Origin of the sequence: Paenibacillus sinopodophylli (assembly GCF_005930355.1) — a bacterium.
Taxonomy (GTDB): domain Bacteria; phylum Bacillota; class Bacilli; order Paenibacillales; family Paenibacillaceae; genus Pristimantibacillus; species Pristimantibacillus sinopodophylli.
The window spans coordinates 88,773-108,139 of record NZ_VDBO01000007.1 but is presented as its reverse complement, the minus strand read 5'-3'; the positions used below and the strand labels follow the sequence as shown (position 1 = coordinate 108,139).

Annotated in this window: 16 protein-coding genes; 10 read left to right on the top strand and 6 right to left on the bottom strand. The window is 50.5% G+C overall.

What is annotated here, in order from left to right; all coding sequences use genetic code 11:
- The first annotated feature begins 214 nt into the window (after positions 1 to 214).
- Entirely contained in the window at positions 215 to 790 is a 576-nt protein-coding gene (locus FGT79_RS21890) for a TetR/AcrR family transcriptional regulator (protein WP_138754975.1), read from the top strand.
- Positions 791 to 866: 76 nt separating this feature from the next.
- The gene (locus FGT79_RS21885) at positions 867 to 3,110 is read left to right on the top strand and encodes a YhgE/Pip family protein (RefSeq protein WP_138754974.1); all 2,244 of its coding nucleotides are present in this window, start codon (positions 867 to 869) and stop codon (positions 3,108 to 3,110) included.
- A 273-nt stretch (positions 3,111 to 3,383) separates the two neighbouring features.
- Here the strand turns inward: FGT79_RS21885 and FGT79_RS21880 are convergent, their stop codons facing one another.
- The 6 genes from FGT79_RS21880 to FGT79_RS21855 form a co-directional block, all read right to left on the bottom strand.
- The gene (locus FGT79_RS21880) at positions 3,384 to 3,644 is read right to left on the bottom strand and encodes an HPr family phosphocarrier protein (RefSeq protein WP_138754973.1); all 261 of its coding nucleotides are present in this window, start codon (positions 3,642 to 3,644) and stop codon (positions 3,384 to 3,386) included.
- Positions 3,637 to 5,367, bottom strand: coding sequence for a phosphoenolpyruvate--protein phosphotransferase (ptsP, locus tag FGT79_RS21875; RefSeq protein WP_138754972.1), 1,731 nt, complete (start codon positions 5,365 to 5,367; stop codon positions 3,637 to 3,639). The genes FGT79_RS21880 and ptsP overlap by 8 nt, the downstream gene beginning before the upstream one ends.
- Positions 5,364 to 6,542: a mannitol-1-phosphate 5-dehydrogenase gene (locus FGT79_RS21870; protein WP_138754971.1), complete on the bottom strand. Its 1,179-nt coding sequence runs from the start codon at positions 6,540 to 6,542 to the stop codon at positions 5,364 to 5,366. The genes ptsP and FGT79_RS21870 overlap by 4 nt, the downstream gene beginning before the upstream one ends.
- A complete protein-coding gene (locus FGT79_RS21865; RefSeq protein ID WP_138754970.1) occupies positions 6,539 to 6,976 on the bottom strand; it encodes a PTS mannitol transporter subunit IIA in 438 nt (145 codons plus the stop codon). Before FGT79_RS21865 ends, FGT79_RS21870 begins: the two co-directional genes overlap by 4 nt.
- 2 nt (positions 6,977 to 6,978) lie before the next feature.
- Positions 6,979 to 9,009 (bottom strand): BglG family transcription antiterminator, encoded by a 2,031-nt coding sequence (locus tag FGT79_RS21860; RefSeq protein ID WP_281286004.1) that lies wholly within the window; start codon positions 9,007 to 9,009, stop codon positions 6,979 to 6,981.
- A gap of 105 nt (positions 9,010 to 9,114) precedes the next feature.
- On the bottom strand, positions 9,115 to 10,551 hold the full coding sequence (locus tag FGT79_RS21855) for a PTS mannitol transporter subunit IIBC (protein WP_138754968.1): 1,437 nt from the start codon (positions 10,549 to 10,551) through the stop codon (positions 9,115 to 9,117).
- Between the two features lie 202 nt (positions 10,552 to 10,753).
- Here FGT79_RS21855 and FGT79_RS21850 point away from each other — a divergent pair, with 202 nt between their 5' ends.
- From FGT79_RS21850 to FGT79_RS21815, 8 genes are all read left to right on the top strand, one after another.
- Positions 10,754 to 11,863 carry an ABC transporter ATP-binding protein gene (locus tag FGT79_RS21850; RefSeq protein WP_138754967.1) on the top strand — a complete coding sequence of 370 codons (1,110 nt, stop codon included), beginning with the start codon at positions 10,754 to 10,756 and terminating at the stop codon, positions 11,861 to 11,863.
- Complete coding sequence (locus tag FGT79_RS21845) at positions 11,853 to 12,671, top strand: ABC transporter permease (RefSeq protein WP_138754966.1); 819 nt, start codon at positions 11,853 to 11,855, stop codon at positions 12,669 to 12,671. The genes FGT79_RS21850 and FGT79_RS21845 overlap by 11 nt, the downstream gene beginning before the upstream one ends.
- On the top strand, positions 12,655 to 13,458 hold the full coding sequence (locus tag FGT79_RS21840) for an ABC transporter permease (RefSeq protein WP_138754965.1): 804 nt from the start codon (positions 12,655 to 12,657) through the stop codon (positions 13,456 to 13,458). The genes FGT79_RS21845 and FGT79_RS21840 overlap by 17 nt, the downstream gene beginning before the upstream one ends.
- On the top strand, positions 13,455 to 14,528 hold the full coding sequence (locus FGT79_RS21835) for an ABC transporter substrate-binding protein (protein WP_138754964.1): 1,074 nt from the start codon (positions 13,455 to 13,457) through the stop codon (positions 14,526 to 14,528). Before FGT79_RS21840 ends, FGT79_RS21835 begins: the two co-directional genes overlap by 4 nt.
- A 94-nt stretch (positions 14,529 to 14,622) precedes the next feature.
- A complete protein-coding gene (locus FGT79_RS21830; RefSeq protein WP_138754963.1) occupies positions 14,623 to 15,561 on the top strand; it encodes a DMT family transporter in 939 nt (312 codons plus the stop codon).
- Between the two features lie 344 nt (positions 15,562 to 15,905).
- Positions 15,906 to 16,568: an HAD family hydrolase gene (locus FGT79_RS21825; protein ID WP_138754962.1), complete on the top strand. Its 663-nt coding sequence runs from the start codon at positions 15,906 to 15,908 to the stop codon at positions 16,566 to 16,568.
- A gap of 90 nt (positions 16,569 to 16,658) precedes the next feature.
- The gene (locus tag FGT79_RS21820) at positions 16,659 to 17,825 is read left to right on the top strand and encodes a mannitol-1-phosphate 5-dehydrogenase (protein ID WP_138754961.1); all 1,167 of its coding nucleotides are present in this window, start codon (positions 16,659 to 16,661) and stop codon (positions 17,823 to 17,825) included.
- Between the two features lie 276 nt (positions 17,826 to 18,101).
- Positions 18,102 to 19,361, top strand: a complete 1,260-nt coding sequence (locus FGT79_RS21815; RefSeq protein ID WP_138754960.1) for a Glu/Leu/Phe/Val family dehydrogenase — start codon at positions 18,102 to 18,104, stop codon at positions 19,359 to 19,361.
- The last annotated feature ends 6 nt before the right edge of the window (positions 19,362 to 19,367 follow it).

The window sequence follows — 19,367 nt, the reverse complement described above, 5'->3', positions numbered from 1 at the left end:
GAGGCGATGAAAGCGTGAGATCCGTTATGGCGAGAAAATGATGGCATAGAAAGCATACGATTAATTGGTCGAAGAAATGGAAGAAGCTGAAGCTTAAGCTGATTTTAAAACGTATATTGCAATCGGAATTGACGCATGTTATGATTGCTTCAGTCAAATTGACCGTTTTGGTTTTTTGGTCATTTTAGTGGGACATCGGGTCGGAGGTGTTGGAATGGCAATTGATCGACGGCAGCAGATCGTAGATGCGGCAGCGAAATCGTTCGCGTTGTTCGGCTATAAAGCGACGACGATGGATCAGGTTGCGAAGATTGCGAATGTAGGCAAAGGAACGATTTATACTTTTTTTGCGAACAAAGAAGAGTTGTTTCATGAAATTATGAAGCGGCTGATTATTGAAATGAAGCAGGTAGCAGAGAAGGTTGTAGATCCGAAACGTAAGTTTTTCGATAATTTGAATGCTGCACTGGAGCAGCTGCTTGAGTTCCGCGAGGAGCATGAGCTTGCGTTGAAGCTTTCACATGAGGTACGCGAGATCGGCACCCCGATGGCGGTGGAGGGTATGCAGCAGATTGAGAAGGCGGTAGTCGGCTACATTCAGCATCAGGTGCAGCTCGCGATGGATAAAGGCGAGATTAAACCGTGTAACCCAGAGATGACCGCATTTGTAATGCTGAAGCTGTACATGGCACTTACGGTAGATTGGAAAAAAACGCATGTACCGCTGGATAAACAACAGGTTGCGGAGCAGTTGCGATTCTATATGCAAGTAGGCTTGGCTCCGGCATAGTCTGGATGCCTTTTTTTACAGTAAAAAATGACTAAATGACAATAATGGTCAATTAGTAAAGAGGAGAGTGAACGCGTTGAAGTTCAGAGGACTAAAGCAGTTTGGCAAGGAGCTCACTGGCATTAAAGGCAACAAAATGCTGCTCATTTCTGTAATCGGCGTGCTTATGATTCCGCTTATGTATTCTTCGATGTTTTTAGGAGCATTCTGGGACCCTTACGGGCATCTCGACAAAATGCCTGTTGCCATCGTCAATGCAGATAAAGGTTTTGCTTATAACGATGAAATGCTGCATATTGGCGATGATTTCGAGGAACAGCTAAAGGAAAATGAAAAGTTCGAATGGCATTTTGTGAGCAAGGAGGAAGCAGAGGCAGGCGTGAAGGATCACAGCTATTATCTGGCGATTGAGATTCCTGCCGATTTCTCGGAGAACACGACCTCATTGACGTCAGATAACCCGACTCCTGCAGAGCTCACTTATTTGGCGAATGAGAGCTACAACTTCCTAGCCTCTCAGATTGGCAGCAAGGCGGTAGACACGATGAAGGCAGAGCTTGGCCGCGAAGTGACGTCAGCTTATACGCGCACTGTATTCGGTCAGATTGAGGAGCTCGCGGACGGCATTGGCGCAGCGAGCGACGGTTCCGGCGAAATCGCTGACGGCACGACGAAGGCGAAGGATGGAGCGGTGCTCATCGAGCAGAATCTTGCAAAGCTCGTTAGCGGGTCGACAACGCTTAAGGAGGGGGTTGCGAAGCTGAACGATGGCGGAGCGGCGCTTGGGAAGGGCAGTGCGGAGCTTAGTGCAGGCACTGCAGGACTTGCGAGCGGCCTGGCGCAGCTACAGGCTGCGCAGCAGCAGCTGGGCGCTGGAGCGGAATCGCTTGGCGAGGGCGTGGGTTCACTTGGTGCCGGAGCGGCGAAGCTTAGCGACGGCATGGCGCAGCTGGCCGGAGCGAGCGGACAGCTTGCGGAGGGTGCGGCGGACGCGCAGCAGGCTGCGGGGCAGCTGGCGGACGGTATGAAGCAGTCAGCTGCTGGCGAGGAGCAGCTGCAAGCTGGTGCAGCGCAGCTGGCGAACGGGCTGGCGCAGCTGGGTCAGGCGAATCCGGAGCTTGCGGGGAGCGAGAGCTTTGCTTCCTTGCTCGAGGCTAGCCGCGTGCTGGCGGCAGGCTTGGAGAAGTCCTCAGAGGGGCAAGCACACTTGAGAGATGGAGCTACCGAGCTCAATATTGGATTGGTGAAGGTAGCGGATGGATTCGGAGCTTTTAACAAAAAAGCGCAGGAAGCGGCTGAAGGCGGGAAGCAGCTTGGTGTTGGCGCAGAGCGAATCATGGAAGGTACAGATACGTTCTCGAGCGGCATGCAGCAGTTTGGAACGAAGCTTGCGGAAGCGGGAAGCGGTGCGGATAAGCTCGCCGCAGGCGCTAAACAGCTCAATAATGGTGCTTCTTCGCTCACGGCGGGGCTGTCACGACTATCTTCTACTATCACTCCATTCGTAGAGGGATCTACAGCATTAGAGAGCGGGGCGCAGCAGGTTGCATCCGGACTTCTGAAGCTGGAGGACGGTACGCAGGAGCTGTCCAGCAAGCTGGGTGAAGCGGCTAGTCAAACGGGAGATCTCAACTTGACGGATGCCATGGTCGATATGTTCTCAGATCCAATTAAGCTTGATGTGGAGAAGCTGACGAAGGTAGACAATTATGGTACAGGGCTTGCCCCATACTTCCTGTCACTAGGCTTATTCGTTGGCGCGATGCTGTTAACGATTGTTTATTCGGTTCGGGATCCCGCAGTTCGTCCGGATAGCGGCTGGAGCTGGTTTTGGAGCAAGGCGCTTACTTTATCGTTAATAGGCATTATCCAAGCCTTGATCGCTGATGCAGCACTGCTGTTCGTACTGAAGCTTGAGGTGCAGAGTGTTGGCCTATTCGTTTTCTATTCTATTCTGACTAGCCTGACATTCATGATGATTATTCAGTTCTTGGTTGCCTCGATGGGTAATCCTGGTCGGTTCATTGCAGTTATTCTGCTGATTTTCCAATTAACGAGCTCCGCAGGGACGTTCCCCATCGAGCTTGTACCAGGCTGGCTTCAAAAGATTTCTCCGTTCCTGCCGATGACTTATGCGGTAGCGGGCTTCAGGGATATCGTATCAAGCGGCGATTACAGCTCGCTGGTTAGAGATGTCGCGACTCTAGCGGGTATTGCCATTCTGTTCGCGGCATTGTCATACACGTACTTTACATTGTCCCACCGCAAGCTGAAATCGGAAGGTGTGGGGCAGGCGGGTACGGCAGCAACCCCTGTATAAAGTTTAACGGATAACAGGGTTCAGGAGAGAGAACAGCGGCTATAGATACTGTTCTCTCTTTTTGTTGTTTGGGAAATTATACAACGCCTAAAACGTAAGCTGTAAGCATCCATATGTTCTTGCAGTAGCCAAGTAATCCAAATTTGTGTTCTGTAAGCACGCAAGCATTCTAATGGAGCCAGATGCGATTAGGAGTGAGCTCGTATGAGAATAGGCTGTCCCTGCTCAGCACAGTGCGCGAGAAGGACAGCCTATTAGTCGTATAGAGATGGTTTATTCGTGGATTGCTGTCAGCAGCTTGCCGAGCGTCTCAAGCGCCTGCTCTTCTTGCTCGCCGTCTATTTCAAGAGTAACTTCCTCGTTCACAGCGATGCCCAGCGTGAGCATGCTTAGCGAGCTCTTGCCATTAACCTTCTTGCCTTTGTTGATCACGTTTACCTTGCAGGGAAACGTTGTTGCGGTTTGGACGAAGGTTTTGGACGGACGCACGTGAAAGCCTGTCGGGTTGAGAATGGTGAAGGTTTTGCTAACCATGATGAGTCACTCCTTTTATAATGTCTTGTACGAATTGTGTAATTTCTTGCGAATTTCGCATGCTGAGAGTGTTGGTGGCATGGCTACACCATGCGGTCTGATCAAGCTGCCCAATTAGCTCGCGTGCTGGCAGAATGGAGCCAGCGCTCATGCTGAATTCATGCAGACCTAGTCCAAGCAGCAACGGAATTGCGGTTTCATCGCCCGCCATTTCGCCGCACATACCTACCCACTTTCCTTCCTTCTCGGCGGCCTGAATCACGAAGCGAATCAGGCGAAGCAGGGAGGGATGCCACGGTTGATACAAATAAGCTACCGTTTCATTCATGCGGTCTGCTGCCATCGTATATTGAATGAGATCGTTCGTGCCGATGCTGAAGAAATCGACCTCCGGTGCAAAGAGGTCAGCTGCAATTGCTGCGGCAGGGATCTCGACCATCATGCCAACCTCAATATGCTCGCCAAGCTCTACTCCTTCAGCTAGAAGCCTCTGCTTCTCTTCTTCAAGCAGTTGTTTCGCCTCCAGCAGCTCTTCGAGCACGGCGATCATAGGGAACATAATTTTTAAGTTGCCGTAACGGCTGGCACGAAGCAGCGCTCGCAGCTGTGTACGGAAGAGCTCCTGTCTATCCAGACACAATCGCAGCGCACGTTGTCCGAGGAATTGATTACTCTCCTTTGGCAGTTCCATATAGGGGAGTTCCTTATCGCCGCCGATATCGAGCGTACGGATGACGACTGGCTTCGGATTCATTTTCTCCAGCGCGTATTTGTAGCTAGTGAACTGCTCTTCTTCCGTTGGAAGTGAGCTGCGACCCATATAGAGAAATTCCGTACGGAATAGTCCAATGCCTTCCGCTCCGTTATCAATCGCCCGCTGAATGTCCTCCAGCTTGCCAATGTTGGCGGCGAGCTCTACCTGTTTGCCGTCTTTGGAGAAGGTGGGCAGCTCCTTCAGTCTGCCGAGTGCGGCTCTACGCTTGTCGTCGGCTTGCTTCAATGCACGATAAGCTTCTAGTTCTTCATCCGTCGGATTAACGTGCAGGATACCTTGGTTCGCATCCACGACAACTATGGTATGTGCCGCTATCTGTTGAACGGCGATGCCCGCCCCTACGATAGCTGGAATCTCAAGCGAGCGCGCCATAATCGCAGAATGGGAAGTACGGCTGCCCACTTCCGTAATGAAACCACGAACATAATCCAAATTAAGCTGAGCGGTGTCCGATGGGGTCAAGTCGCGAGCTACGATGATACACTCCTCCGACATGCCCGCAAGGTCCATATGAGGAATGCCGCGCAGATGGCTCATCAAGCGGCCGCATACGTCTTCGATATCGACCGCGCGTCCGCGCAGCAGTTCGTCGTCCATCGACTGCAGCAGCTCGATAAAGGTTTGGGCGGTTTCATACAGGGCAAATTCGGCGTTCATAGTGTCCTCATCGATTTTCAGCTCGATTGCATCGATTAGATCAGGGTCCTCGAGAATCATCAGATGGCCCTCGAATATTTCGGCTTTGTCTGCCCCAAGCCGCTCCTCCGTGGAGATGCGAAGAGACTCAATCTCCGTCTGAGATGACGCTACAGCTTCGCGAAAGCGAGCAATTTCCGTTGAACTGTCTGAAACGGACTGCCGCACGGGTATGAAGCGTTCGGACGATAGGAGAAATGCGCGTGCAATTGCGATACCTGGCGATGCTGCTATTCCTGTCAGTGTCGTCATGATTTCATTCCCTTCTCAGTCGCTTGATCCAGTTGCCCCAATCTGCGATAGTGCTCGGCGGCCCCGATATGCAGCGGATGCTGCTCGGCAAGCCCGGTGTAATGCGTTAGCGTCGCATGAAGCCCGTTTTCGTTCAGGAAGGCTTGAAGATCTACAGATTCTGGGTCATCTTTGTCGTCGAAATAAAGGGCAGCCGCTATTGCGGCAGTCAAATGAATAACAGGGATACCGAGTTGAAAGGCGGATAAGGCAGGTCTCACTAGACGGTCATTAGGCGAAAGCTTGCGAATTGGCGAGCGGGCGATTCTGGCAATCTCATCTATGAGATGGGGATTGATGAATCGCTCCAATATTTGCTCTACATAATCAGCATGTGCCTTCTCATCGAATGAATAAGTCTGAATGAGAGCTGACCCCGACTCTAGCAAGGCTCCCCTTACCTCAGCTACGACGTTGGGATCCTGCATCGCTTCCTGAATGGTAGCGTGCCCCCTCAGATTTCCGTGATACGCGGCGACACAGTGGCCTGTATTGACCGTGAACAGTTTTCGTTCAATATAGGGCTCCAGCTTGTCGACGTAGTGAATGCCTGCAATTTCGGTCTGCGACTCAAGCAGCGGTGAACGCTCTACGGTCCATTCGTAGAAGGGCTCGACCGTCACCAGCAGCCTATCCTCGTTCTGCTGCAGAGGTACGATGCGGTCTACGGCTGCGTCAGGGAATGCGATATGCTGATCTGCAAACGCCTGAGCATCCAGAGATAAATACCCGTAAACAAGCTCCTTCAATATTGAGCTGCCGCCAAGCGCATTCTCGCAAGCAATGATGGGAAGGACGGGCTTGCCATTCAATGTACGCAGCGCGATTCCTTTGGCGATTGCGCCAGCGATATGCTTGAGGACGGATACCCCGACTGCAGTTGTCACTATATCAGCCTCTGCAATCCGCTGTGCCACTAACGCTATGTCATTGCCGTTAATGGCTGTAACATGGTCTACCAAATACGTATCGCCTTGCTCATTTGCGAGCTTGACCGTGTACTGCCCTCTCTCCTGCAGCTCTGATACGAGCTTGTCGTTCACGTCCACGAAGCTTATCTCGTAGCCGGCATTGTGCAGGAGCAAACCAATAAATCCTCTTCCGATGTTGCCTGCACCAAAGTGAACAGCCCTCATGTTTCCATCCCCGACTCAAAGATCGCGATCAGCTCTTTTCCCGAAGAGGCATTCAGAATACGCTCCATATTCTCTTCCTCGGATATAAGCATCGCTATGCTTGTCAAAATATCCAGGTGATCGTCACCGACCGCAGCTAATCCGATGATCAATTGAGCAGGCTCCTCACCGCCGAAATCGATGCCTGATGGTACGGTAATGATGGCAAGCCCAGTGGATTGAATGATCGCCTTCGCTTCATTCGTGCCGTGAGGCATTGCGAGCCCGCCTCCGATGTAGGTGGAGAGTGAATCCTCGCGCTCGATCATTTTGCCAATATAGGCTGTCGGCACGTGGCCTGCGTCCACCAGCATTTGACCGACAAGGCGAATCGCCTCGTATTTGTCTGTTACGGCTGCATTTATTTGTACTTTATCTGTTGATAGCATGGTCATGATTACTCTCTCCAGTCCAATTTTGTTTTTATATAGCTTTCAAGTTTTTTGGAGATCAGTCGTTTAATGCTTGCTTCTTCCCCTTCTGCGAGTAAGACAATTAGCTCAGGCATCAGCAGCATGGCACTAATCTCGCTTAGCAGCTCCAAGCTGTAGGCGTCAAGCTTCAGGGGGGCAAGCATCATTAGCAGTTGAGAGGCATGTGACGTATCGCCCTCACTAAGCCGCAGCGGTCTGTCATAGCGATACAAGGTTAGCAGCGGGGCTTCAATCCAGTCGCTGCGTGTATGAAGCAGAGCAAGCTCCGAATCTGGCATAACCAGTGAGCCTTGCCGTTCTCTGGCAAGCAACTGATCCATGATCGGGTCCAGATGCTTGGCGATATGTGGGTCGCCAGTTAAGGCAAGCATGGTGGGCAGTTGAAGCTCCAGCTTCTCTTCCCCTTGCGGCAGTAGCAGATCATGGACGCTCAATCCGCCTAGCAGCCGCAGCACGATTCCGGAATAAAGCTGCAGCATATGCAGCCGATCCATCGGAGATTGTCCAGAAGCATCAGCATCGGTGGCGGCGGCTGGTTTTTCTTTTTTGAGAGTGGTGTCTTCAATATAAGCTCGAAGCTTGCTCGCTTCCTCCGGCGGCAGCATGGGACTGAGCTTGATGTAGCGGTCAGGCTCAAGCGGCAAATCAACCGTCGAAATGATCAGGTCGTAGCGATTAGAAGGAAGCCGCCTTGCTTCGAACCATGAGTAATGGCCGATCAGCTCGATTTGCGGAAGCTCCTTACCGATTTTGACAGCTAACAGCTTGGAAGAGCCAATTCCACTGGTGCAAACGAGCACGGCTCTGATTTTCCTCGGGAACGGCTTCAGCCTCTCCAGAGAAGCGCCGAAGTGCATCACGATATAGCCGATTTCTTCATCCGGTATTTGCAGGGGTGTATAGATCTTCTGTACACCGCTTCGCACAATGGAAAACAAAAGGCTGTATTCCTTCTTAATTGGAGCAAGCATCGGATTACGAATAGCGATGCCGTCTTGGATGCGCTGGAATGCAGGCTTGATATGCTGGATGAGACCATCCTCCAAGGAACGGTCATGAGCAAGAGACATTCGCAGCTCGTGTTCCGTGTGATGGACAAGCTGCTTCACGTTCTCGATCGCAGCGATGTCTTCTTGCGGAAGCAGCAGGCTGCTCTCCGGCAGCGCTTCATTGTCCAGCAGCTCAGATAGATACGCTCGCTCTTGTGGCGGAAGCTGAATGTTCAGCACGTCGCATAGTCTGCTCAGCAAGGTGCTATCCTCGCCGCCTGAGCTGGAACCACGTGCGGGAATCAGGCTGCCGCGTTCCATGCGCGTAAGCGCGACAGACAGCCTAATCAGCAGTCTCGTATAGTCAGATTCGGACAAGGTGTTCGACCAATCGTCGCTGAGCTCCCACAGTGCGAGCTCAAGCTTCTTAAAGTGTTCTTTCCCGATCATGTCGAGCAGCTTCGCAGTGCTCGGATTCGTCACGGTTGCATCCTTGAACTGGCCGAACAAATCGGAGTCGTCCAGATGATTGACGGCTAATAGGCTGATGGCGTGGCGCTTAGCTGCTTCAGAGCCAACGATCTCCACACCATAGCCTCTTCGTCTTACGAGCGTAAGATTTTTCCGTGCAATAATAGGTTCAAGCTCATCAAGATCATGACTGACCGTAGGCATCGTAACGCGCAGCTCATGCGCAAGTGAGAACAGCTTCACGGGCTCATCGAGTTCCAGCAAGCTGCAAAAAATAAGGATTTTACGTTCATCAGCTGAATATTCCGCGGAATCGGCTTGGTCGAATGAATGCTTGAACCGCTCGAAGGCTACTTTGCTTGCTTCAGCGCGGATGCCGAGCCCTGCGGTTTTGTGCAGCAGTATTCCGTTTGCTGCCAGCAATGGCTCGATATCGTTCAGCTCGCGGTGGATCGTCCGCGTACTAGTACCCACGATTGCGGCGATGTCAGCGGCTGTAATCTCTTGTTTCTGTTCCATTAACAGCTCAATAATACGTCGTTGCCTAGTTGAGGCTTTGATAGGCTATCCTCCTTAACAGAAGAATGGACTTAACGCCGACAGAGCTCTGTCAGCGTTAAGTTCAGCTCGTGATGCCGTTTATTCACTGAGTCTTTGTACGAGCAAATCGTATTCAGGACTCTTGAGAAAGTTATCGATGGAGATATGCTCAGCGTTAGGCGCTTTCTGGCGAGCGCGCTCGGTGAGCGTTTTGTGTGTGATGACCACGTTGGCATCGTCTGGAATGTCGCTGATTGCGGTGTTGATGACAATGATAGGCAGCCCGGCAGTCGTTATTTTTTTGCGGAGGATGGAAGCGCCCATGGCGCTCGAACCCATACCAGCATCGCATGAAAAGACGATTTTGTTAACTTGATCCCGCGAGAGCTGTGTTTGCGCTGCGGATGGAGTCGCAGTCGTCCCTTTGGACGCCGCTTTCATTTGCTGTACCTTCTGTGACGCTTGCGCAAGGTCGTTGTCTTCGCCAACGTTGTGCTTGCTTGTTTTGAGCAGCAGGGCGGATACGAGGAACGACACGATTGTCGCGACTAGAACACCGGCCAGCATAGCTAGCATGCCACCTTTTGGCGTCATCGAGAAGTAGGCAATAATGCTGCCTGGTGAAGGGGCGGCAACCAGGCCAGCTCCGAGCAGGGAGAAGGTGAAGGTACCGGCCACACCACCGGCGATAGCTGCAAGAATGAGGCGCGGGTTCATGAGAATGTAAGGGAAATAAATTTCATGGATACCACCGAAGAAATGGATGACGACAGCTCCAGGCGCGGAGTGCTTAACCATGCCCTTGCCGAATACCCAGTAAGCGAGCAGAATGCCAAGTCCGGGCCCGGGATTCGATTCAAGCATATAGATGATCGATTTGCCAGCCTGTGTCGCTTGGTCTAGCGCCAGCGGGCCGAGAATACCGTGATTGACCGCGTTGTTGAGAAACAATACTTTGGCTGGCTCAATTAACACGTTCACGAGCGGCAGCAAGCCGGTGTCAATTAGCCATTCAACGCCAGAGGAGAGCACTTTGCTTACAGCTTCGACGACAGGTCCGATGCCTTTGAAGGCAAGTATCGCAAGCCCGCCGCCGATGATGCCGGAAGAGAAATTGTTGATGAGCATTTCGAATCCTGGTGGAATTTTGCCGTCGATCGATTGATCGAATTTCTTCAATACCCATGCAGCTGCTGGGCCTACAATCATGGCACCGAGGAACATCGGGATTTCTGCACCGGCGATGACGCCGAGCGTGACGATGGCGCCAATGACGCCGCCGCGTACGCCGTGAATCATTTGACCGCCTGTATATCCAATAAGGATAGGCAGCAAATAGGTGATCATAGGGCCGACGAGTGTGGCTAAGCTTTCATTAGGAATCCAGCCAGTAGGTATGAATAAAGCCGTTATCAGTCCCCAAGCAATAAAAGCGCCAATATTGGGCATGACCATGCCGCTTAGAAAACGGCCAAACCGTTGAACGGAAACTTTGAAACCGCCGGAGTCCGGTTTTGCAGATGCCTGATTATTCATGCTTCAACCTCCAATTAATCATAATGTGTACGATCTGATTCTGGAATAATCGTAATGTATAGCGCTTTCATGTTCAATCAATTGAAAAGCAGGTTAAGTCATGATGATTGTTGACATCATTTTGCTATTCCACTTGCTGAATTGCGGGGATGCTGTATAATCACTATTGTTTCTTCTAAATTAAGCAAGGGGTGAATGCGACATGCAAGATCCGACGATTATTCGCTTTGAGCACGTGACAAAGCATTATGACAATAGCGCTGCTGCCGTTCTAAAGGATGTCAGCTTTACGATAGAACGTGGCAAGTTTTATACACTGCTTGGCCCGTCCGGCTGCGGCAAGACAACGATCTTGCGTTTAATAGCTGGATTTATAGAGCCGTCTGAGGGCCAGATTTATTTCAATGGCAAGGTTATTAACCGCGTTCCTGCGAACGAGCGTCAGGTGAATACGGTATTTCAGGACTATGCATTGTTTCCGCATCTTAACGTGTTCGAGAATGTGGCGTTTGGCTTGCGTATCAAGAGGATGAAGTCGGCTGATATAACGGTCAAAGTGAAAGATGCCCTTAAGTTCGTCAATCTGGAGGGCTACGAATCTCGCGAAATTTCCGAGATGTCCGGCGGCCAGCGGCAGCGCGTGGCGATTGCCAGGGCGATTGTGAATGAACCGGAGATTATTCTACTAGACGAGCCGCTATCTGCGCTTGACCTGAAGCTTAGAACAGAGATGCAATACGAGCTACGTGAGCTGCAGCGTCGCCTAGGGATTACGTTCATCTTCGTCACGCATGACCAAGAGGAAGCGCTGGCCATGTCCGACGAAATTTTTGTCCTTAATGAAGGAAAGATTCAGCAATCGGGCACGCCGACAGATATTTATGATGAGCCGATCAACCGCTTTGTCGCAGATTTCATCGGAGAATCGAATATCGTGCCAGGAAGAATGGTGAGGGACTTCGAAGTGGAGTTTGCTGGACGTTCCTTCGCTTGTGTGGACCAAGGACTTATGCCGAATGAGGCAGTCGAAATCGTCATCCGGCCTGAGGACTTGGAGATTACCGCAGTAGAGAGCGGCAAGATGCAGGCTCGCATTGATTCGCAGCTGTTCCGCGGCGTTCATTACGAGATTTGCTGCTATGATGAAGCGGGCAATGAATGGCTTGTCCACTCCACGCGCAAGGCTACTGTGCAGGAGCAGATTGGGTTGACCTTTGATTCGGAAGCCATCCACGTCATGCGTCTAGGCGAGACGGAAGAGGAATTCGATAAACGTCTAGAAGCGTACAGCGAGGCCGCAGATGTCCAATAAATCGCGCAGCTTCTATCTCGTTCCCTACATGGCATGGATTGTGCTGTTTGTCGTTGCGCCGATCTTGCTGGTCGCGTATTATTCGTTATTTGATGTAGAGGGCAACTTTACGTTCAGCAACTATGCGAAATTTTTCACGCCGGTGTATATGCGTATGACGCTCAGCTCGTTCTGGTACGCGTTTCTCATTACTGCATTCTCGCTGCTCGTTGCTTATCCTGCCGCGTATCTCCTCACGCGGACCAAGCATAAGCAGCTATGGCTGCTTCTCATTATATTGCCGAGCTGGATCAATCTGCTGCTCAAGGCATACGCTTTTATCGGTTTGTTCGGCACCTATGGCTTAACCAATAGTCTGCTAGAAGCAATCGGCATAGGCAAGCAGCAAATTTTGTTCACGGATTTCAGCTTCGTGTTCGTTTCGGTGTACATTTTCATCCCATTCATGATTCTGCCGATCTTCAATGCACTGGAGGAAATGAACCCTACGCTTGTGTACGCTGCGCGTGATCTCGGCGCATCGGCGTGGACAACCTTCAAGCGAGTCATTCTCCCGCTGACGATCAGCGGTGTGAAGTCAGGCTGTATGGCGGTATTCATCCCTGCCTTGTCACTGTTCATGATTACACGCCTCATTGCGGGCAACCGTGTTATTACGCTCGGTACAGCTATCGAGCAGCATTTTCTCGTCACGCAGGACTGGGGCATGGGTGCAACAATCGCGGTCTTTCTCATACTGGCGATGGCGGCTATGATGCTGCTGATGGGCAACAGGAAACGAGGTGTGGCTCATGCGCGCAAAAAATAAATGGTCGAACATCTACTTGGTGCTCGTATTTGCTGTACTTTATGCGCCTATCTTCTATTTAATGTTCTATTCTTTTAATAGCGGCGGCTCGATGCGTCATTTCGAGAGCTTCACGCTCGATTATTACAAGGAAGTATTCGCGGATACGCGTTTGCTCATTATCGTGCTGAATACATTCGTCATTGCGCTGTTGTCCGCTGCGATTTCGACCATTCTCGGCGTGATGGGGGCAATAGCCATTCATCATGTACGCAGCAACCGTCCGAAGCAGACACTGCTTACGCTGAACAATGTGCTTATCGTCAGCCCTGATGTTATCATCGGCGCTTCTTTCCTCATTCTGTTCACGTTGATCGGCATTAAGCTGGGCTTTGTATCTGTGCTGCTGTCGCACATTGCGTTCAGCGTGCCGATTGTCGTCATTATGGTGCTGCCTAAGCTTCAGGAGATGAGCACCACACTCATTGATGCGGCGCGTGATCTTGGGGCAAGCTCATGGCAGGTGCTTGCTCGGGTTGTGCTGCCATTTATTAAGCCAGGCATATTCGCGGGTTTTTTCATGGCGCTGACCTACTCGCTGGATGACTTTGCGGTCACGTTCTTCGTGACGGGCAATGGCTTCTCGACGTTGTCAGTTGAAATCTATTCCAGGGCTCGCCAAGGCGTATCGTTATCCATCAACGCACTGTCGACGCTTATTTTCCTCTTCACTATTATTCTGGTCGTTGGTTATTACTTTATTAATCAGCGGAATGCGAAGCCGGCCGAGAAGGAGGGACGAGGATGAAACAGCTTGTGCGTATGTTTGCAGTTGTATTAGCCGTATCGCTAGGGCTTATCTATTTGACGGCGTATTTGAATAAGAGCGCGGGCTATAGCGGTGATAACACTCTTACAATCTACAACTGGGGCGACTACGTCGATCCTGAATTGCTAGACCGCTTCGAGGAGGAGACCGGCATTAAAGTCATCTACCAAACCTTCGATTCCAATGAGGCGATGATGACGAAGATCGAGCAAGGAGGGACGACGTTCGACGTTAGTATCCCTTCGGAATATGCCATTAGCAAAATGAAAGAGGATGGCTTGCTGCTGGAGCTCGACCATGACAAGCTGCCTAACTTAAAGTATATTGATCCGAGCTTTATGAACCTCTCTTTCGATCCGCAGAATGCGTACTCGATTCCATACTTCTGGGGTACAGTTGGCATTGTGTACAATCCTGAGCTTGTAGGCAATCTCACCTTCAAAAGCTGGGACGAGCTGTGGGATAAGCAGCTTCTCAACCAAATCCTGCTGCTTGACGGCGCCCGCGAGGTGATGGGGATGGGGCTGAACAGCCTTCATTATTCGCTCAATGATAAGGATGAGGCGCATCTGCAGGAGGCGAAAGCGAAGCTGAAGCTGCTGACACCTAACGTCAAGGCGATTGTTGGCGACGAGATTAAGATGCTGCTTGCGAATGAAGAAGCTGCAGTTGGGCTTGTATGGTCCGGGGATGCCTCGGAAATTATGGGCGAGAACGAGAAGCTCGATTACATCGTGCCGGAGGAAGGATCGAACCTCTGGTTCGACAACATGGTTATCCCGAAGACGGCGCGGAACATCGAGGGAGCGCATCAATTCATCAACTTTATGCTTGATCCCGAGGTTGCGGCGCAGAATACGGAGTATGTCGGTTATTCGACCCCGAATGAGGCGGCGCTGGCGCTGCTGCCGGAGGATATTTCTGGCGATGAGCGGTTCTATCCGAGTGAAGAGCTGACGAGCAGGCTGGAGGTATACGATAATCTGGGCAAAAAAATGCTGGCCCATTACAATGAGTTGTTTCTAGAGTTTAAAATGCATAAGAAATGAGCAAAAGCAGGGGCGTTTTTCTCCCTCAGCCCATGCTATGATGAGTGAGGATTTCAAGTAGAGAAATAATAGCGAATAGATGGAGCGAAGAAGCATGAACAACAAGTGGTTGAACTACGGCGGGCTGATTCTAATCGCTGTCGTATGGGGGGCAAACTTCGGCATATCGCGGCTTGCAATGGAGTCATTTAATCCGGTCGTTTTCTCGTTTTTGAGATTTGGTCTGGCGATCCCTTTCTTCTTTCTTATACTGAAGCTGACTGAGGGCAGCATAGGTATTCCTTGGCGCATCGTGCCTAGGCTTGCGCTTATCGGGCTCATCGGCATAACACTGCTGGAGATTATGGTCATGTACTCGATCAAGTACACGACGCTTGCCAACGCGTCGCTTCTTAACGTAGCGCCTTGGCCAATCTTCGCCGCCTTGTTCGCGCCGCTGTTCATGAAGGAGACGATTACACTGCGGTTAATTGTAGGCGGAGCGATCTCCATTGTAGGCGTATGCTTCGTTATTCTAGGCGGAGACGAGGGCTTCAGTCTATCCTCGGAGAATATGCTCGGCAATGCGATGGCGTTCGGTGTCAGCATTATCGGACCACTGTTCAATCTCAGCTCTATGTCGCTTATGAGGAAATATTCGGCTCTGCGCGTCAGCACGTGGACGATCGCATTCGGCTCATTATTCATGCTGCCACTAACGATTGGCTCATGGGGAGAGACGAATTGGTCTGCACTGAATGCCGGCCATTACCTGTCCATCGGTTATAATGTGCTGATCTGCACCGTACTTGCCTTCGTGCTATGGAATGCTTGCATGTTCAAGGTTGGAGCGACGCGTTCGAACTTCTTCCGCTATGCCGTACCAGCAGCAGCAGTCGCCGCCGGTTACTTCATGTTCGATGAGAAGGTTGCGCTCCTTCAGTTGTGCGGTGCAGGTTGTATGGCTGCGGGGCTAATATGGATCAGCATCGAGCGGAAAAAGCGTGTAGAGCCTGTCGTTCCTGCTGCGCAAGCGGGCAGCCAGCTCGTTTGAATTCGCGGCGATGTGGACAGCTAACGAGTAAGGGGTATGCCAGAAGGGAAGTTACATTCCATGGCATGCCCCTTTTGCTTTGTTTACTATACAGAGAAAGAGTGGTCATGAGATGTAAGCGATTTATTGGAATGTTCAGAAAATTATTTTCGCGCGGAATCGAAGCGTTTGCAGGAAATGCCATAAACCTTGTGATAACAAGGGATTTCGCTTGTTTTTCGTCATGGATGGACAACGGTTCAAACGGCTGATTAGGAGGTTTCCCGCCTTGACTCCCTCTTTCGAAAAATGTTACGGTTTTGTTAGAGAATATAACATTTGAGCATTCGGGAGGAGATGGAAGAATGATTAAGGCGATAATATTTGACTTTGACGGCACGATTATTGATACGGAAACGGCATGGTATCATGCGTTCCGCGATGCGTATAGGGAGCACGGTGTAGAGCTTACCTTGGAGCAGTATTCAGGCTGTATCGGCACGAGCCTGCACACCTTTAACCCTTATGAATACTTGATGACAGACTTGAAGCTGCCGATTGACAAAGACAGTTTTCGTGATTCGGTGCATGACCAGCATACTGCGCTTATGCAGGCTGAACAGATTCGCACCGGTATAGTGGATTACTTGAACGACGCGCAGGAGGCTGGAATAAAGATTGGACTTGCATCGAGTTCGCCGCGTGCATGGATCGACAAATATTTGGAGCAGCTGGAGCTCGGGCATTATTTCGAAGTCATTCGAACAGCAGATGACGTAGCACAGGTTAAGCCGAATCCAGAGCTTTATTTGCAAACCTTAACTGCGCTTGGCGTAGAGGCGAATGAGGCAGTAGCGATTGAGGATTCGCCGAATGGGGCTAGGGCGGCTTTGGCAGCGGGAATGTCCTGCATTATCGTGCCTAATACGATTACGAAATCATTGCCATTTGATCAATCTGATCGGTACTATCATGCAGAATCACTTTCCCATATCGACTTTCAATTGATGGCAGCCGGAGCGTTGTAATTTGTTATAGAGATGTAATTGAATAAATCAGAATATTCAGACTTTAATTACTGTGACGATACCATCCAACCATTAAAGGAGGTTCGGACCATGAGGGCTGTTCATTTTGGCGCAGGTAATATTGGTAGAGGTTTTATCGGTCTTCTTCTGTCGCAAGCTGGCTATGAGGTTACCTTCGTAGCGAGGAACGAGAGAAAAATTCAACTGCTTCAGCAGAATAAGCAATATGCGGTTACACTAGCGAATGAGGAACGGGATACCGAAATGGTGAACAATGTGACCGCAATCAACGGCAAGAATAGGGCTGCAGTAGCTTCGGCTATTGCTGCTGCTGATTTGGTCACGACAGCGGTCGGCGTTACAGCGCTGAAGCACATAGCCGAATCCATTGCTGCGGGAATTGCGATACGCCTTAGAGGACGGAACCTTAGACCGCTGCATATCATTGCTTGTGAGAACGCGTTGTCCGGAAGTACACTTCTTCAGCGCCGAGTGTATGAGCATTTGCCAGCAGAGCTGCATGAGGAGGCGGAGCGCTGTGTTGCATTCCCGAACACGGCCGTTGATCGGATCGTTCCCGTTCAGGAGCATGATGATCCGCTTAGGGTGACGGTGGAGCCTTACTTCGAGTGGATTGTCGATCGATCGGCTATGATGGAAGGTTTCCGAGAGATCGAGGGTGTGAAATATGTAGATGCACTTCAACCTTACATTGAACGTAAGTTATTCACCGTTAATACCGGTCACTGTACGGCCGCTTATCACGGCTATCTGGAGGGCTATAAGACGATTCAAGAGGCGATGGGAGATTCTCGTATACGCTCTGAACTGTCCCAGGTGCTGGATGAGACGGGTGCAATTCTGACTTCCAAGTACCATTGGGACAAGAAAAAGCATGACCGCTACATTCAGAAAATGCTGCTGCGATTTACGAATCCTCGTCTGTCAGACAGCGTGATTCGCGTAGGACGCTCGCCTATGCGAAAGCTGTCTTTGAACGATCGTCTCGTAAGGCCAGCTCTGCAAGCACATGAGCTTGGACTCTCAGCACCGCACCTGACATCCGCCATTGCTGCTGCACTTTTATTCGATTATGAGAAGGACGAAGAGGCGGTTGCTTTGCAAGCTGCGATTGCAAGATCTGGCATTCATGAGGTTATCACATCTTATATGGGCATCCCTCACAAGCATGCCTTTCACCAGGAAATCGTGGACAGCTACGGCACGCTCAAAGAAACGTATGCCGCTGAAAAGTGAAGCGGGATTGAATAGGGAAGGAAAGAGAAGTTTGCAGACTTCTCTTTCCTTCCCTATTTATTTGTCCGTGATTTTATGCGTAGTACATTCATTCATGTCAGATGTCATGGTAACTACCACTTGATGAAACCTAACATGACAATGGATAAATTCGTAGATTTTTTGTACTATTCAGCTAAATTTTTCTTTTAAAATACAAAAGAAACAGGTAAAATCAGAAAAGCGGCCTTCCCATGGAATGGGAGTCGGACTCTACGAAGAAGGACTGAACCCGAAATGACAGTGAGTACGGTACAAGAAACGTTAAATCCTTATCAGATTGCTCAACAGCAAATCGATGCAGCAGCTGCGCATCTACAATTGCCGGAGCATGTTACCCAAATTCTAAAACAGCCCAAGCGTGTGCTTTCAGTTAGCTTCCCTGTTCGCATGGACGATGGCTCGATCCGCGTGTTCGAAGGCTATCGCGCTCAACATAATGATGCTATCGGTCCTACAAAAGGCGGAATTCGTTTTCATCCTGATGTTACGCTAGATGAAGTAAAAGCGCTCTCGATGTGGATGAGCTTCAAATGCGGTGTTGTCGGCTTGCCATACGGCGGCGGCAAGGGCGGCGTTATTTGCGACCCACGAACACTTAGCAAAGGCGAACTAGAGCGCATAAGCCGTGCATTCATGGAATCCATTGCCGACTTCGTAGGACCAGACAAGGATATTCCGGCACCGGACGTATATACCACCCCGCAAGTCATGGGCTGGATGATGGATACTTACAGCAGGATGAAGGGTGTTAATAGACCAGGCGTTATTACAGGCAAACCACTTATTCTTGGCGGCTCGAAAGGCCGTAATGAAGCGACTGCACAAGGCTGTGTGTACACGATTCTGGCAGCGCTGAAAGATATGCACATTCCTGTTCAGAACGCGACTGCTGCGATTCAAGGTTTTGGTAATGCAGGACGCATTGCGGCACGTTTGCTCAGCGAAGCTGGATGCAAAATCGTAGCAGTAAGTGACTCCAAAGGCGGTATTTATGACCCGAACGGCATTGATATCGAGCGGATTTCAGAACTGAAGGATACTTCGTCTATTCGCGAATATGGCGAGGAGTACACCATCTCGAATGAGACATTGCTGGAGCTAGATGTGGATATTCTCGTACCGGCAGCACTGGAGAATGTTATTACTGCAGCGAATGCGGATCGTATCAAAGCGAAAATCGTAGCTGAAGCGGCTAATGGTCCGACAACACCTGAGGCAGACCGCATTCTTGCAAGCCACGGTATTACAGTTATCCCAGACGTGCTGGCGAATGCAGGCGGCGTAACGGTTTCTTATTTCGAATGGGTGCAGAACCTAATGAATTATTACTGGAGCGAACAAGAGGTGCTTGAGAAGCTGGAAACGAACATGATTCTTTCCTACGTGGCTGTTCGCGACTTAGCAAGAGAACATAAAACGGACCTTCGTACGGCAGCATATATGATATCGATTAAACGGATCGCAGCAGCGATGGAAGCTAGAGGCTGGATCTAAGCAATA